This window comes from Streptomyces sp. NPDC045778 (assembly GCF_056431945.1).
In genome coordinates this window covers 154,784-169,619 of the sequence record NZ_JBWKJZ010000014.1, presented here as the reverse complement: position 1 = coordinate 169,619, position 14,836 = coordinate 154,784, and the positions used below count along the sequence as shown (strand labels likewise).

13 protein-coding genes are annotated in these 14,836 nt (G+C 74.2%); 8 read left to right on the top strand and 5 right to left on the bottom strand.

What is annotated here, in order from left to right; translation table 11 throughout:
- Nucleotides 1–31: 31 nt before the first annotated feature.
- From mutA to AC07GB_RS20000, 4 genes are read left to right on the top strand one after another with little or no spacing between them, the layout of a single operon-like run.
- The gene (gene mutA / locus AC07GB_RS20015; protein WP_478847190.1) at nucleotides 32–1,888 is read left to right on the top strand and encodes a methylmalonyl-CoA mutase small subunit; all 1,857 of its coding nucleotides are present in this window, start codon (nucleotides 32–34) and stop codon (nucleotides 1,886–1,888) included.
- Nucleotides 1,885–4,149, top strand: a complete 2,265-nt coding sequence (gene scpA, locus AC07GB_RS20010) for a methylmalonyl-CoA mutase (RefSeq protein WP_478847188.1) — start codon at nucleotides 1,885–1,887, stop codon at nucleotides 4,147–4,149. Before mutA ends, scpA begins: the two co-directional genes overlap by 4 nt.
- Nucleotides 4,150–4,161: 12 nt before the next feature.
- Entirely contained in the window at nucleotides 4,162–5,205 is a 1,044-nt protein-coding gene (meaB, locus tag AC07GB_RS20005; protein ID WP_478847186.1) for a methylmalonyl Co-A mutase-associated GTPase MeaB, read from the top strand.
- The gene (locus AC07GB_RS20000; RefSeq protein WP_478847184.1) at nucleotides 5,202–6,272 is read left to right on the top strand and encodes an enoyl-CoA hydratase/isomerase family protein; all 1,071 of its coding nucleotides are present in this window, start codon (nucleotides 5,202–5,204) and stop codon (nucleotides 6,270–6,272) included. Before meaB ends, AC07GB_RS20000 begins: the two co-directional genes overlap by 4 nt.
- A gap of 28 nt (nucleotides 6,273–6,300) precedes the next feature.
- Here AC07GB_RS20000 and AC07GB_RS19995 read toward each other — a convergent pair whose 3' ends face one another.
- The 3 genes from AC07GB_RS19995 to AC07GB_RS19985 form a co-directional block, all read right to left on the bottom strand.
- Nucleotides 6,301–6,738 carry a hypothetical protein gene (locus tag AC07GB_RS19995; RefSeq protein ID WP_478847182.1) on the bottom strand — a complete coding sequence of 146 codons (438 nt, stop codon included), beginning with the start codon at nucleotides 6,736–6,738 and terminating at the stop codon, nucleotides 6,301–6,303.
- Between the two features lie 69 nt (nucleotides 6,739–6,807).
- The gene (locus AC07GB_RS19990) at nucleotides 6,808–7,545 is read right to left on the bottom strand and encodes an ABC transporter permease (protein WP_478847180.1); all 738 of its coding nucleotides are present in this window, start codon (nucleotides 7,543–7,545) and stop codon (nucleotides 6,808–6,810) included.
- 2 nt (nucleotides 7,546–7,547) lie between these two features.
- Nucleotides 7,548–8,489 carry an ABC transporter ATP-binding protein gene (locus AC07GB_RS19985; RefSeq protein ID WP_478847178.1) on the bottom strand — a complete coding sequence of 314 codons (942 nt, stop codon included), beginning with the start codon at nucleotides 8,487–8,489 and terminating at the stop codon, nucleotides 7,548–7,550.
- Between the two features lie 109 nt (nucleotides 8,490–8,598).
- On the opposite strand from AC07GB_RS19985, the gene AC07GB_RS19980 reads away from it, so the two are divergent.
- The 3 genes from AC07GB_RS19980 to AC07GB_RS19970 all read left to right on the top strand — a co-directional run bounded on the left by AC07GB_RS19980 (nucleotide 8,599) and on the right by AC07GB_RS19970 (nucleotide 11,798).
- Complete coding sequence (locus tag AC07GB_RS19980) at nucleotides 8,599–9,837, top strand: sensor histidine kinase (protein WP_478847176.1); 1,239 nt, start codon at nucleotides 8,599–8,601, stop codon at nucleotides 9,835–9,837.
- Nucleotides 9,838–9,880: 43 nt separating this feature from the next.
- Nucleotides 9,881–10,543, top strand: a complete 663-nt coding sequence (locus tag AC07GB_RS19975) for a response regulator (RefSeq protein WP_478847174.1) — start codon at nucleotides 9,881–9,883, stop codon at nucleotides 10,541–10,543.
- Between the two features lie 97 nt (nucleotides 10,544–10,640).
- Complete coding sequence (locus AC07GB_RS19970; RefSeq protein ID WP_478847307.1) at nucleotides 10,641–11,798, top strand: ROK family transcriptional regulator; 1,158 nt, start codon at nucleotides 10,641–10,643, stop codon at nucleotides 11,796–11,798.
- Nucleotides 11,799–11,884: 86 nt separating this feature from the next.
- On the opposite strand, the gene AC07GB_RS19965 is transcribed toward AC07GB_RS19970, so the two are convergent.
- Nucleotides 11,885–12,646: a GntR family transcriptional regulator gene (locus AC07GB_RS19965; RefSeq protein ID WP_478847172.1), complete on the bottom strand. Its 762-nt coding sequence runs from the start codon at nucleotides 12,644–12,646 to the stop codon at nucleotides 11,885–11,887.
- A gap of 288 nt (nucleotides 12,647–12,934) precedes the next feature.
- Nucleotides 12,935–13,825 carry an RNA polymerase sigma-70 factor gene (locus tag AC07GB_RS19960; RefSeq protein ID WP_478847170.1) on the bottom strand — a complete coding sequence of 297 codons (891 nt, stop codon included), beginning with the start codon at nucleotides 13,823–13,825 and terminating at the stop codon, nucleotides 12,935–12,937.
- Between the two features lie 170 nt (nucleotides 13,826–13,995).
- On the opposite strand from AC07GB_RS19960, the gene AC07GB_RS19955 reads away from it, so the two are divergent.
- Nucleotides 13,996–14,835, top strand: a complete 840-nt coding sequence (locus tag AC07GB_RS19955) for an alpha/beta fold hydrolase (RefSeq protein WP_478847168.1) — start codon at nucleotides 13,996–13,998, stop codon at nucleotides 14,833–14,835.
- Nucleotide 14,836: the final 1 nt, after the last annotated feature.

The window sequence follows — 14,836 nt, the reverse complement described above, 5'->3', positions numbered from 1 at the left end:
TGAGGTGCCGTTTCCGCCCTAGCATCGACGCATGACGGTCCTGCCTGACGACGGGCTTTCGCTGGCCGCCGAGTTCCCTGATGCGACCCATGAGCAGTGGCAGCGCCTGGTGGAAGGCGTACTGCGCAAGTCGGGCAAGGACGTATCGGGGACGGCGGCTGAGGAAGCACTGTCCACCGCACTGGAGGACGGGCTCACCACCCGCCCGCTGTACACCGCCCGTGACGCCGTGGCCGACGTGGGCCACCCGGGCTTCGCCCCCTTCGTGCGGGGCGGCTCCGCCGCGGGCGCCGCCGCGACCGGCTGGGACGTACGCCAGCGGCACGCGACGAGCGACCCCGCGCACACGAACGAAGCCGTCCTCGCCGACCTGGAGAACGGCGTCACCTCGCTGTGGCTGACCCTCGGCCCGGACGCGCTGCCCGTGTCCGGCCTGGAGCGGGCGCTCGACGGGGTGTATCTGGACCTGGCCCCGGTCGCCCTCGACGCCGGTGCGGCGTACGAGTCGGCGGCGCGGGCCTTCCTCGGGCTCGTGGACGCGGCGGGCGTCGCCAAGAGCGCGGCACGCGGCACGCTCGGCGCCGACCCGCTGGGGCATGAGGCGCGCACGGGCGAGGAGTTGGGCGCGGACGCGGCCGTCGAGCTGGCGCGGCTCGCCGGTCGTGAGTACGCCGGCCTGCGGGCCCTGACCGTGGACGCGCTGCCGTACCACGAGGCGGGCGGCTCGGCCGCGCAGGAGCTGGGCGCCTCGCTCGCGACCGGCGTCGCGTATCTGCGGCTCCTCACCGACGCGGGCCTGACGCTCCAAGAGGCGTGCGCGCAGCTGGAGTTCCGCTACGCGGCCACCGCCGACCAGTTCCTGACCATCGCCAAGCTGCGCGCCGCGCGGCGCCTGTGGGCCCGGGTGGCCGAGGCGTGCGGCGACGCGGCGGCCGGCGCGCAGCGCCAGCACGTGGTCACGTCCCCGGTGATGATGGCCCGCCGCGACCCGTGGGTGAACATGCTGCGGACGACGGTGGCCGGCCTCGCCGCCGGGGTGGGCGGCGCCGACGCGGTCACGGTCCTGCCCTTCGACCACGCCATCGGCCGGCCGGACGCGTTCGCGCGCCGGATCGCCCGCAACACCTCGACGATCCTCCTGGAGGAGTCGCACCTGTCCCGGGTCATCGACCCGGCGGGCGGCTCCTGGTACGTGGAGCGGCTCACCGCCGAACTGGCGGACGCGGCCTGGGCGTTCTTCCAGGAGATCGAGCGGGCGGGCGGCCAGGCCGCCGCGCTGCGCTCGGGCCTGCTCGGCGAACGCCTCGCGGCGACCTGGGCCGAGCGCGGCCGCAAGCTCGCCGAGCGGCGTGAACCGATCACCGGTGTCAGCGAGTTCCCGCACCTCGGCGAGAAGCCGGTGGAGCGCGAGCCCGCGCCCGCGGGGCCGACGGGCGGCCTGCCCCGGGTGCGCCGCGACGAGGCGTACGAGGCGCTGCGGTCCCGCTCGGACGCGCACGTGGAGGCGACGGGTGCCCGGCCGAAGGTGTTCCTGGCCGCGCTCGGCCCGGCCGCCGCGCACACGGCACGCGCCTCGTTCGCCGCGAACCTCTTCCAGGCGGGCGGCATCGAGCCCGTCCACGACCCGGTGTCGGTGACCGCGGAGACCGCCGCCGAGGCGTTCCGCGCCAGCGGCGCGACGGTCGCGTGCCTGTGTTCCAGCGACGCCCTGTACGCCGAGGAGGCGGCGGCCGTCGCCGCCGCGCTCAAGGCGGCGGGCGCCCGGCACGTGTTCCTCGCCGGGCGGGCCGGTGAGTACGGCGACGATGTCGACGCGTACGTCCACGCCGGCTGCGACGCCGTGGCCGTGCTGTCCTCCACCCTCGACCTCATGGGAGTGGCGCCATGACGATCCCCGACTTCTCCGGCATCGGCCTGGAGGCGGGCGCGCCGCCGCAGGGCTCCGCAGGGCAGTGGCGCGCCGCCGTCGAGGCCGTCACCGGCAAGGACGCGGACGACCTGCTCTGGGAGACCCCGGAGGGCATCGCGGTCAAGCCGCTGTACACCGGCGCCGACGTGGAGGGCCTGGACTTCCTGGACACGTACCCGGGAGTGGCGCCGTATCTGCGCGGCCCGTATCCGACGATGTACGTGAACCAGCCGTGGACGATCCGCCAGTACGCGGGCTTCTCGACGGCGGAGGAGTCCAACGCCTTCTACCGGCGCAACCTGGCCGCCGGGCAGAAGGGCCTCTCGGTCGCCTTCGACCTGCCCACGCACCGCGGCTACGACAGCGACCACCCGCGGGTGACCGGTGACGTCGGCATGGCGGGCGTGGCCATCGACTCGATCTACGACATGCGCCAGCTGTTCGACGGCATCCCGCTGGACCGGATGACGGTGTCGATGACGATGAACGGCGCGGTACTCCCGGTGCTCGCGCTGTACATCGTCGCCGCCGAGGAGCAGGGCGTGCCGCCGGAGAAGCTGGCGGGGACCATTCAGAACGACATCCTCAAGGAGTTCATGGTCCGCAACACCTACATCTATCCACCCAAGCCCTCCATGCGGATCATCTCCGACATCTTCGCGTACACCTCGCAGAAGATGCCGCGCTACAACTCCATCTCGATCTCCGGCTACCACATCCAGGAGGCCGGGGCGACGGCCGATCTGGAGCTGGCGTACACCCTCGCGGACGGCGTGGAGTATCTGCGGGCGGGGCGGGAGGCAGGCCTGGACGTGGACGCGTTCGCGCCGCGGCTCTCGTTCTTCTGGGCGATCGGCATGAACTTCTTCATGGAGGTCGCCAAGTTGCGGGCGGCGCGCCTGCTGTGGGCCAAGCTGGTCAAGCAGTTCGACCCGCAGAACCCCAAGTCCCTTTCGCTGCGCACGCATTCGCAGACCTCGGGCTGGTCGCTGACCGCGCAGGACGTGTTCAACAACGTGACGCGCACGTGCGTGGAGGCCATGGCCGCCACGCAGGGCCACACCCAGTCGCTGCACACCAACGCCCTGGACGAGGCCCTCGCGCTGCCCACGGACTTCTCGGCCCGTATCGCGCGCAACACACAGCTGCTCATCCAGCAGGAGTCGGGGACCTGCCGCGTCATCGACCCGTGGGGCGGCAGCGCGTACGTGGAGCGGCTGACCTACGACCTGGCGCGCCGCGCCTGGCAGCACATTCAGGAGGTCGAGGCCGCGGGCGGCATGGCGCAGGCCATCGACGCGGGCATCCCGAAGCTGCGCGTGGAGGAGGCCGCGGCCCGCACGCAGGCGCGGATCGACTCCGGGCGGCAGCCGGTCATCGGCGTGAACAAGTACCGGGTCGACACCGACGAGCAGATCGAGGTCCTGAAGGTCGACAACTCCTCGGTGCGCACGCAGCAGATCGAGAAGCTGCGGCGGCTGCGCGCCGAGCGCGACGACGCGGTCTGCCAGGACGCGCTCGCCAAGCTGACGGCGGCGGCCGAGCGCGGCTCCGGCCCCGGGCTCGAAGGCAACCTGCTGGCGCTGGCCGTGGACGCGGCCCGCGCGAAGGCGACCGTCGGCGAGATCTCGGACGCCCTGGAGAAGGCGTACGGGCGGCACGCGGGTCAGATCCGTACGATCTCCGGTGTGTACCGCACCGAAGCAGGCCCTTCGCCGTCCGTGGCGCGCACCCGCGCGCTGGTCAAGTCCTTCGAGGAGGGCGAGGGGCGCCGGCCGCGCATCCTGGTCGCCAAGATGGGCCAGGACGGCCATGACCGCGGCCAGAAAGTCATCGCCACGGCCTTCGCCGACCTGGGCTTCGACGTCGACGTCGGCCCGCTGTTCCAGACGCCCGCCGAAGTGGCGCGGCAGGCCGTCGAGGCCGACGTGCACATCGTGGGCGTCTCCTCGCTGGCGGCCGGGCACCTGACGCTGGTGCCCGCGCTGCGCGAGGAGCTGGCCGCCGAGGGCCGCGAGGACATCATGATCGTCGTGGGCGGTGTCATTCCGCCGCAGGACGTGCCGACGCTCCTGGAGATGGGCGCGGCGGCCGTGTTCCCGCCGGGCACGGTGATCCCGGACGCGGCGTACGACCTGGTGCGGCGGCTCGCCGGGAACCTCGGCCACGAGGTGACGGCCGAAAAGCCCGATGACGAACAGGACGAACAGACCGCCGACGGCCCCGGGCACGGGCAGTGAGCCGCTGACCCCATGGCACCGACGATCGATCTCGACAGTTATGTGAAGGGCGTGCTCGACGGCAAGCGCGCGCACATCGCGCGCGCGATCACGCTCGTGGAGTCCACCAAGGCCGAACACCGCGTCCTCGCCCAGCGGTTGCTGACGCAGCTGCTTCCGCACGCGGGACGGGCGCGGCGCGTGGGCATCAGCGGGGTGCCGGGCGTGGGCAAGTCGACGTTCATCGACGCGCTCGGCACGATGCTCACCTCGCTCGGCCACCGGGTCGCGGTGCTCGCCGTCGACCCGTCGTCGACGCGCACGGGCGGTTCCATCCTCGGCGACAAGACGCGTATGGAGCGCCTTTCGGTGGACCCGATGGCGTTCGTGCGCCCCTCGCCCACGGCGGGGACGCTCGGCGGCGTGGCGAAGGCGACCCGTGAGTCCATCGTGGTGATGGAGGCCGCGGGTTACGACGTGGTGCTCGTGGAGACCGTGGGCGTGGGCCAGTCGGAGACGGCCGTGGCCAACATGGTCGACTCGTTCCTGCTGCTCACGCTCGCCCGCACCGGCGACCAGCTCCAGGGCATCAAGAAGGGCGTTCTGGAGCTGGCGGACGTCATCGCCGTGAACAAGGCCGACGGCCCGCACGAGCGGGACGCGCGCTCGGCGGCCCGCGAACTGGCGGGCGCGCTGCGCCTGATGCACGGCAAAGACGCGGTGTGGACGCCGCCGGTGCTCAGTTGCAGCGCCCGCGAGGGCACGGGGCTCGACACGCTGTGGGAGCGCCTGGAGCAGCACCGCGCGCTCCTCGACTCCACCGGCCGCCTCGCCGCCAAGCGCCGCGACCAGCAGGTCGACTGGACGTGGACGATGGTGCGCGAAGAGCTGCTCGGCCGCCTGTACGCCGCCCCGGAGGTGCGGCGCCTCGCGCCGGACCTGGAGCGGGGCGTGCGCGAGGGCACGGTGACCGCGACCACGGCCGCGGAGCGCATCCTCGCGGCCTTCCAGGACACGGGGGCGCCCGCCGGCACCCCCGCCCCCGATACACCACCGAAGGACGGAACCACCCCGTGAGCCACGACGCACCGCCCCCGGTCCTCCTGCGCACCGAGGGCCGCGCGGCCCACGTCGTCCTGAACCGGCCCCGCGCGCTCAACGCCCTGGACCACACCATGGTCCGCCTGATCGACGACGCGCTCGCCGCGTGGGAGCGGGACGAGGCGGTGGCGACGGTCGTGGTGTCCGGCGCCGGGGAGCGGGGTCTGTGTGCGGGCGGTGACATCCGGGCCGTGCGCGAGGACGTCCTCGCGGGCGGCGGCGCCGCGTCCGCGGCCTTCTGGCACGACGAGTACGTCCTCAACTCCCGCGTCGCCAACTACCCGAAGCCCTACGTCGCCCTCATGGACGGCCTTGTGATGGGCGGCGGTGTCGGTGTCTCCGCCCACGGCGACGTGCGGGTCGTCACGGAGCGCTCGCGCGTCGCGATGCCGGAGACGATCATCGGCTTCGTGCCGGACGTCGGCGGGACGTACCTCCTGTCGCGGGCCCCGGGCGAGCTGGGCACGCACCTGGCCCTGACCGGCGCGTCCGTCGGCGCCGCGGACGCCTTGCTGTGCGGGCTCGCCGACCACTACGTGCCGTCCGGGCGGCTCGCGGACCTCACCGCGGCGCTCGCGGAGGGCGAGGCGACTGAGGTGGTGGCCGCCTTCGCCGAAGCCGCGCCCGGGGGCGAACTGGCCGCGCGGCGGGAGTGGATCGACTCCTGCTACGCCGCCGGGTCTGTGGAGGAGATCGTGGACCGGCTCCTGAGCTGGGGCGATCCTGCGGCGAAGGAGGCCGCTCAGACGCTGCTCTCGCGCTCGCCCACGTCCTTGAAGGTCACGCTCACCGCCGTGCGCCGGGCCCGCGCCCTGGGGTCCCTGGAGGACGTGCTGCGCCAGGAGTACCGCACGTCGTGCGCGTGTCTGACCTCCCCGGACTTTCCGGAGGGCGTGCGCGCCCAGGTCGTGGACAAGGACCGCAGGCCGCGCTGGTCGCCCGCGAGCCTCGCGGAGGTGCGGGACGCGGAGGTGGCGCGGTTCTTCCTGCCGTCCCCGTACGGGGAGTTGAAGCTGGCGGCGGACCACGGCGGCCGGGGCTGACACCCCGGGCCGGTCGGCGCGGCGCTCGCTACGGCGGGTCGACCTTCGTGATCACCGCGAGGAGTTGCAGCGCTTCCCAGCCGCCCCAGCGTGCCACCCCCAGGGCCGTCCAGCGGCCTTCGGTCCGCCACAGGTGCACGTCGGGCACGGTCTCGCTGAGCAGGGCCCAGGGCTCCGGCACGTCCCCCGCACCGGCCACGACCCGGGCGAAGGCGCTGGCCAGGCTGCATATGTGGGGCTCGCCCCAGCGCGCGGTCAGCAGCACGGTGAGCGCGTCGCGCTCCGCCTCGCACTGCTCCTCCATGGCGGCGCGGGCCGTGCCGTCGTCGTCCTCCGCCTCGAACGTGCGTAACTCCGCGATGTGGAAGCCGGGTCCGGCGTGACCGGCCGTGGACCTGCCGGGCGCGTCGGGGAAGTCCCGGGCGCGCAGCAGGTCGATCGTCGCGAGGTGCTCTGCGCTGCTCATGCGGTCCAGTAAAGCGGCCGCCACTGACAATCAGTCACCTGCGCCGGGGAGACGGCGGGTGGTCACGCGTCAGGCGTCCCTGCGGCGCACCGCCCACCAGCCCGCGAGCAGCGCCGCCCCCGCCCAGGCCGCCGTCACGGCGAGCCCGGTCCAGGCGCCGAGCGTGCCCGTGGGGTCCTCGTGCAGGACCTGCTGGCCTGCCTTGTCGGGCAGGAACTGCGCGGCGCCGCCCGCGACGTCGCCGACCACGAAGGACACGATGAGGAGGAACGGGATCAGCAGGCTGAGCACGGTCGTGCCGCTGCGCAGCAGGCTGGTGAGTCCCGCCGCGAACAGCGCCATCAGGGCCAGGTAGACCCCGCCGCCCAGGCAGGCGCGCAGCGCTCCGGGGTGGCCGAGCCCGATGGCGTACTCCCCCAGGAAGGCCTGTCCGGCGAGGAAGGCGCCGAAGCAGGTGACGAGGCCCACGAGCAGGGCCGCCGCGCCGACGACCGCGGCCTTCGCAGCGTAGAACAGGCCCCTGCGCGGGACGGCCGCGAGCGAGACGCGCAGCGCCCCCGTCACGTACTCGGAGCCGACGGCGGCGGTGCCGAAGCTGATGGCCGCGATCTGGCCGAAGTTGAGGGCGTAGAAGGCGTCGAAGACGGGTTCGGCGTCGGCGTTGTCGGCCTCCGCCCGGCCCACGGTGGCGAACGCGAGGACGGTGATGGCGAGGGTCGCCGCGCACACCGCGAGGAGCGAGACGAGCGTGGCCCGCAGCGACTTGATCTTGATCCACTCGGAGTGGAGCACGGCGGCGGTCGACATGGTCAGGCCTCCTGGCGGGTCGTGGCGGCGTCGGCGGGGCTCGCGGAGAATTCGGTCTCCTCGGCGGTCAGGGCCAGATAGGCCTGCTCCAAGGAGGCCTCCTCGTCGGCGAGTCCGAGGATCGGGACGCCCTCGCGGGCGGCGAGCGCGCCGACCTCGGCGGCGTGGACGCCCGCCACCGTCCACGTGCCGTCCTCGCCCTCGGTCAGCTCGTGTCCGGCGCGGGCGAGGGCGGCCCGCAGCCGTGCCGGGTCGCTGGTGCGGGCCCGCACGCGGGGGCTGCTGTGCGCGGTGATGAACTCCCGCATGGGGGTGTCCGCCAGGAGCCTGCCCTTGCCGAGGACGACGAGGTGGTCGGCGAACGTGGCGGTCTCGTTCATCAGGTGGCTCGACACGAGTACGGTGCGGCCCTCCCGGGCGAGGCGGCGCATCAGCTCGCGGATCCAGATGATCCCCTCCGGGTCGAGGCCGTTGGACGGCTCGTCGAGGAGGATCACGGCGGGGTCGCCGAGCAGGGCGGCCGCGATGCCGAGGCGCTGGCGCATGCCCAGCGAGAACGTCTTGATCCGCTTGTGCGCGACGGCGGCCAGGCCGGTCTCTTCGAGGACGTCGCCCACGCGCGGGGCGGCGATGCGGTTGCTGACGGCGAGCGCGCGCAGGTGGTCGCGGGCGGTGCGCGAGCCGTGGGCTGCCTGCGCGTCGAGCAGGGCGCCGACCTGGCGCAGCGGTTCGTCGTACGACGCGAACGGGCGCCCGCCGACGGTGGCGGTGCCCGACGTGGGCCGGTCGAGGCCGAGCACGAGGCGCATCGTGGTGGACTTGCCGGCGCCGTTGGGCCCGAGGAAGCCGGTGACGCGGCCGGGCCGGACGCTGAAGGTCAGGTCGTCGACCGCGCGCCTCGCGCCGTACTCCTTGGTCAGCTGGTGGACGTCGATGCTGGTCATGGGGCAACCCTCGCGTCCCGCGCCGGTGCGGGGCCTCCCCCGGCCGAGGAGATCGTCTCCCCCGCACGGGGGAGCCGGGCCCCGCGCGCGTGCTGGCACGATGACCCGCATGATCCGCCTGCTGCGACCGCTGACCCGAGCGGTCACCTACACCCGCTGGCTGCACCTGCTCGTCGGCGGCCTCGTGGTGCTCGCCGCGGCGACGGTGCACGGCGTCGAGAACGCCTCGGCCCGCGACTGGGTGGTCATCACGCTGCTGCCCATCCCCTTGACGGCGGCGGCCGCGCTGGTGCCCGCGATGCGCCGCGCCGAGGGCCTCCAGGCACGTCTGATGCTGTTCCCCGGGACGCACGCCCCCGGGGCGCCCGCGGCCGACGCGCGGTCCGCGGGCGACAGCGGCGACGACTCCGGCGTCTCCGTGGCCCCGTCGGCTTCGTGGCGCGACCGCGGCAGGACCGCCGTGTGGCTCGTGGTGCGCCTGGAGCTGGGGTGGGGGCTCGGCGTCGCGTCGGTGCAGCTCATCGGGTACGCGCTCACGCTGCTCGGCACGACGGACGAAGCCCCCGACGACGACGGCCTGTTCCTGACCCGGCCGGGGCAGGGCGCCTGGAACGCGCTGCTCCTGCCGCTGCCCCTGCTCGTCCTGGGCGCCCTGGTCGTCGCGGCGGGCAGCCTGGCCGCGGCCGCCGCCCGCAGCCTGCTGGGCCCCTCGCCGACCGAGCGCCTCACGGCCCTCGAAGAGCGCACCGAGCAGCTCCTGGAGCGCAACCGCATCGCCCGCGAGCTGCACGACTCCATCGGGCACGCTCTGACCGTCGCCGTCGTGCAGGCCGGTGCCGCGCGGGCCGCCGCCGACGCGGACTTCACCGACCGCGCCCTGGAGGCCATCGAGGAGACCGGCCGCGACGCTCTGGAGGACCTGGAGCGGGTCCTCCGCGTGCTGCGGGAGGACACGGCGCCCGCCCACCGCAGGCCGACCCTCGCCGCCGCCGACCGGCTCCTGGAGTCCGCGCGCACGGTGGGCGCCGAGGTCGACGCCGAGGTGACGGGCCCGGTGGAGGACCTGCCGGGGCCCGTGTCGCGCGAGGGCTACCGCATGCTCCAGGAGGCCCTGACGAACGTCCTGCGGCACGCGGGCCCGGTTCCGGTACGGGTGCGCGTGGCCGTCTCCGGCGGCCGGCTGACCCTCGACGTGCGCAACGCCCTGCCCCGGCAGGGCGTCCCGGCGGGGCGGGGCGGCAGCGGTCTCCGCGGCATCCGCGAGCGCGCCGTCCTGCTCGGCGGCCGGGCGAGCACCGGGCCCGAGGACGGCGAGTGGCGGGTGCACGCCGAACTGCCGCTGCGCTGAGGCCCCCTGAGCCCTTCCGGGGCCCGTGATCTAGGCTGGCCGGATGCCCGTGACCGTACTCCTCGTCGACGACGAGCCCCTCGTCCGCGCGGGTCTGCGTGCCGTCCTGGAGGCGCAGCCCGACATCGAGGTCGTCGGGGAGGCGGCCGACGGTGCCGCCGTGATCCCCCTGGTGCGGCAGCTGCGCCCCGACGTCGTCGCCATGGACGTGCGCATGCCCCTCCTGGACGGCATCGAAGCCACGCGTGCGCTGCTGCGCACCGTGCAGGACCCGCCGAAGATCGTCGTCATCACGACCTTCGAGAACGACGAGTACGTGTACGAGGCGCTGCGCGCCGGTGCCGACGGCTTCCTGCTCAAGCGGGCCCGGCCCGCGGAGATCGTGCACGCGGTGCGCCTGGTCGCCGAGGGCGAGTCGCTGCTGTTCCCCGCGGCGGTGCGCCGCCTCGCGGCCGGCCACGGCGAGGAGCGGGGACGGGAGGACGCCAGGGCCGCCTTCGCGCGGGCGGGGCTCACCGGGCGCGAGGAGGAGGTGCTGCGCCTGGTGGCGCGCGGCCTGTCGAACGCGGAGATCGCCGATCGGCTCGTGGTCGGCACGGAGACAGTCAAGTCGCATGTGAGCGCGGTGCTCGCGAAGCTCGGCGCCCGGGACCGGACGCAGGCGGTGATCGTGGCCTATGAGTCCGGTTTCGTGGCCCCCGGATGAGGGGGTCCCGCAGGGGTCGGCGCGATCGGCACTCGCACCGGCCGACGGCTTCCGAGTACCATCCGCCCATCATGCGCATGGGATGGAAGGTAGGACGTTGGGGCGGCTGACCGGCGGAGATCCATCTCTGCTACGGCGGATCAACTCCTCGGTGGTGCTGCACGCGCTGCGCGCCGCGGATTTCGCGACACTCACGGAGATCACCCGGGCGACGGGCCTGTCACGGCCCACCGTCGAGGGCGTGGTCGAAGGGCTCATCGAGGCCGGTCTCGTGGTGGAGACGGACGTGGACGACGGTGCCGCGCGGCGCCAGGGGCGACCAGCGCGGAAGTTCCGATTCCGCGCGGAGGCGGGGCATCTGCTGGGCCTGGAGATCGGCCCGCACCGCGTGGCCGCCGTCCTCTCCGACCTGCACGGCAAGATCCTCGGCACGGCGGCCAAGGACGTCTCCGAGACGGCGCCCGCCGACGAGCGCCTGGAGCGGCTGCGCGGCGCGGTCGCCGATCTGCTGCGCCGCGCCGGGGTGGCCCGTGGCTCGCTGCGCGCCGTCGGCGTGGGCAGCCCCGGCATCGTGGAGGCGGACGGCTCGGTGCGCCTGAGCACGGCGCTGCCCGGCTGGACGGGGCTGCCGCTCGGCGAGCGGCTGCGCCGCTCCTTCAAGTGCCCGGTCCTGGTCGAGAACGACGCGAACGCGGCGGCGGTGGCCGAGCACTGGAAGGGCGTGGCGGCGAAATCGGACGACGTGGTGTTCGTCCTCGCCGGGCTGAGCCCGGGGGCGGGTTCGCTGATCGGCGGGCGGCTGCACCGCGGCTACGGCGGCGCGGCGGGTGAGATCGGCGCGCTGCACCTGCTGGGCCGTGAGGTGAAGCCGGAGACGCTGCTCTCGACCACGGACGAGCCGCTGCACCCGCTGGACGAGCAGGCCGTGGCGGAGGTGTTCGCGCACGCCCGGCAGGGCGACGAGCGGGCCCTCGCGGCGGTGGACCGCTTCATCCGGCGCCTGGTGCACGACGTGGCGGCGCTCGTCCTGGCCCTTGATCCGGAGCTGGTCGTGGTGGGCGGCTGGGCGGCGGGCCTGGACGGTGTCCTGGACCCGCTGCGCCGCGAGCTGGCCCGCTACTGCCTCAGGCCGCCGCGGGTGGCCCTTTCGATGCTGGGCGAGGCGGCCGTCGCGACGGGCGCGCTGCGCTTGGCGCTCGACCATGTGGAGGACGAGCTGTTCGCCGTGGAGGGCACGGTGTCCGCTTCGCGGTGAGGCGGGGGCTCCCCGCGCTGCGTGCTCGGCCTCGAACGCCGGGCGGGCTCGGTGCCCGTCCGGCGTTCCCGTCCGTCCGGCAGGCCTCAGGAGGCCTGGCGCTCCGGGCCGTGGTGGATCTCCACCGCGCCCTCGTCGCCGAACGTGAGGCGGCAGGTGTCCGCCCGGTACGTCGCCACGGAGAGCGCCGCCGTGCGGCCGCCCGCGAGGAAGCGGGTGGTGACGACCAGGACCGGGGCGCCGGGCAGCCGGTCGAGGGCCCGGGCGTCGTCGGCGCGGGCCGAGCCCAGCTCGACGGCCCGGTCCTGGCCCTCGATGTCGAGGCGGGCCAGCTCGCGCAGCACGGCTCGCGCGCGTGCGGGGCCCGCGGGGGCGTCGATGGCGGTGAGGTCGGGCACCGACGCCGACGGCACGTACAGCAGCTCGGCGGCGACGGGCTGGCCGTGCGAGACGCGGGTGCGGCGGACCGTGTGCACGGGCTCGTCCGGGGCCGTCCCCAGGGCGCGGGCCACGTCGGCGGGCGGCGTGGCGGTCTCGCTGTCGGCGGGCTGCCAGTCGTCGCCGGGCGCGCCGGGCCAGCTGCCCCGGGCGGTGCCGACGGCCACGCCCATGCGCGGCGGCGCGACGGTCGTGCCGACGCCGCGGCGGCGCTGGAGCCTGCCCTCCAGTTCGAGCTGCTCCAGGGCCTGGCGCAGCGTCGCGCGGGCGACGCCGAACCGGGCCGCGAGGTCCCGCTCGTTCGGAAGGATCTCACCGACGGCGAACTCGGAGTCGAGTGCCTCGCTGAGCACGGTCTTGAGGTGCCAGTACTTCGGCTCCGGCACCGATTCCAGCTGCGTGGTCCCCACCCTGTCCTCCGCAATCGCCGTGCGCAGGCGGCTTTTCAGCGCCTTGTTTATTAAAGGTTCCTGCACTATCTCAGCGACGATAGAGCCGCACCCACCCTTGGTCAAGACCAATCCTGCTTCCGTTACCGCCCGCACAGAAGTGGTGCCACAGAGCATTCATGCGGTGTTCGCGCAGGGTCGACACCTCACCCCCTGGCGTGACGAAAACCGATACGTCCCCCACGCGCGCGTACGGCACGAAGCCCCCGCCGTCGCACGGGCGGGGGCTTGGTCAGGGACGCGGGGAGCCTAGGCGGGGAGGCTCACGAGCTTGTCCGGATTCCGCACGATGTAGACGCGCTGGACGCGCCCCTCGGCGACATCCAGCTGGAAGACGCTGTCCACCTTGCCGTCCGCGAGGAAGACGACGGAGGCGGCGCCGTTGAGTTCCATGAAGCGGAACTCGACCCGCTCGGCGCTCGGTACGCCCTTCTTCGTCACGCCCAGCAGGAAGCGGCCCACCTTGTCGGCGCTCTCCACGACCCGCAGCGGCGCCTTGGTCTTGCCGCCGCTGTCGCCGACCAGGCTCACGTCCGGGGCGAGCAGGGACATCAGGCCCTCCAGGTCGCCGTCCACCGCGGCGGCGAGGAAGCGCTCGGTGAGGTCGCGCCGCTGGGCGGGGTCGACCTCGTAGCGCGGCCTGCCCTCGTCGACGTGTTTGCGGGCCCGCCCGGCGAGCTGGCGCACGGCGGCCTCGCTGCGGTCGAGGGTGGCGGCGATCTCGGCGTACGGGAACCCGAAGGCCTCGCGGAGCACGAACACCGCGCGCTCCAAGGGCGAGAGCGACTCCAGGACGACGAGGACGGCGAGGGACACGGAGTCGGCGAGCACGGCCCGCTCCGCGGTGTCGGGGACGGTGGGCCCGAAGTCGGTCACGTAGGGCTCGGGCAGCCAGGGCCCCACGTAGGACTCGCGGCGCGACTGCACGTGGCGGAGCCGGTCGATGGCCAGGCGCGTGGTGACGCGTACCAAGTAGGCGCGCGGCTCGCGCACTTGCTCGCGGTCGGCGGTCGACCAGCGCAGCCAGGCGTCCTGGACGACGTCCTCCGCGTCGGCCACGCGGCCGAGCATGCGGTAGGCGACGCCGATGAGGACGGGCCGGTGTTCTTCGAAGACGTCGGTCGCGGTGTCGGTAGCCACGCTCCCATCCCAGCTCACCGGCCCTTGGCTGTCCACCCGTGGCGGGTCCGGCGGACGAGGATCACAGCCGTGCCCGGCCGGGCGCCGCCGACCGGTGCGGGCCGTCCCCTTGAACTCGGCGCTACCGAGCGGTAATTGTTGCTGACAAGCTGTCTAAGTCAGGAGTGGTCATGGCCGCAGAGGTGACAGAGGTCTCGTTCGCCGTCGAGTCGCCCGGCGGGCCGCGCACGGTGACCGTCTCCTACCGGCGCACGGGCAGCGGCGCGCCCCTGCTGCTCCTGCACGGCATCGGGCACCACCGCCAGGCCTGGGACCCGGTCGTGGACATCCTGGCGGCCGAGCGCGACGTGATCGCCGTGGATCTGCCGGGCTTCGGCGTGTCACCGCCGCTCCCGGACGGCCTCGCGTACGGCCTGCCGTCGGTGGTGCCCGCGCTCGGCGCGCTGTGCGCGGTCCTGGACGTCGAACGGCCGCACGTGGCGGGCAACTCGCTCGGCGGCCTGCTCGCCCTGGAGATGGGCCGCGAGAAGCTCGTACGGTCCGTCACGGCCCTTTCGCCCGCCGGGTTCTGGACCCCGGCCGAGCGGCGGTACGCGTTCGCGACGCTGCTCTCCATGCGGCGCGTCGCGTCCGCCCTTCCGGTGCCCATGATCGAACGGCTCTCCCGCAGCGCCGCGGGCCGCACTGCCCTGACGAGCACCATCTACGCCCGCCCCGCGCGCCGGGCCCCGGAGGCCGTCGTGGCCGAGACGCTGGCGCTGCGGTACGCCACCGGGTTCGAGCAGACGCTGTCGGCAGGGCGGGACGTGCTGTTCCGGGACGACGTGCCGGGCCTTCCGGTGACCATCGCGTGGGGCACCCGCGACCGGCTGCTGCTGCGCCGTCAGGGCGTGCGCGCCAAGCGGGCCGTGCCCGAGGCCCGGCTCGTCCGGCTGCCCGGCTGCGGGCACGTGCCGATGAACGACGACCCCGCGCGCGTGGCGCGCGTCATCCTCGACACGAGCCGCTGAC

Bases quoted from the DNA above. Each gene is read 5' to 3' on its own strand.
- AC07GB_RS19985 (WP_478847178.1), bottom strand. From the start codon at position 8,489: ATGACCAGCATCGACGTCCACCAGCTGACCAAGGAGTACGGCGCGAGG.
- AC07GB_RS19975 (WP_478847174.1), top strand. From the start codon at position 9,881: ATGCCCGTGACCGTACTCCTCGTCGACGACGAGCCCCTCGTCCGCGCG.
- scpA (WP_478847188.1), top strand. From the start codon at position 1,885: ATGACGATCCCCGACTTCTCCGGCATCGGCCTGGAGGCGGGCGCGCCG.
- AC07GB_RS19955 (WP_478847168.1), top strand. From the start codon at position 13,996: ATGGCCGCAGAGGTGACAGAGGTCTCGTTCGCCGTCGAGTCGCCCGGC.
- AC07GB_RS19990 (WP_478847180.1), bottom strand. From the start codon at position 7,545: ATGTCGACCGCCGCCGTGCTCCACTCCGAGTGGATCAAGATCAAGTCG.
- mutA (WP_478847190.1), top strand. From the start codon at position 32: ATGACGGTCCTGCCTGACGACGGGCTTTCGCTGGCCGCCGAGTTCCCT.
- AC07GB_RS19995 (WP_478847182.1), bottom strand. From the start codon at position 6,738: ATGAGCAGCGCAGAGCACCTCGCGACGATCGACCTGCTGCGCGCCCGG.
- meaB (WP_478847186.1), top strand. From the start codon at position 4,162: ATGGCACCGACGATCGATCTCGACAGTTATGTGAAGGGCGTGCTCGAC.
- AC07GB_RS19980 (WP_478847176.1), top strand. From the start codon at position 8,599: ATGATCCGCCTGCTGCGACCGCTGACCCGAGCGGTCACCTACACCCGC.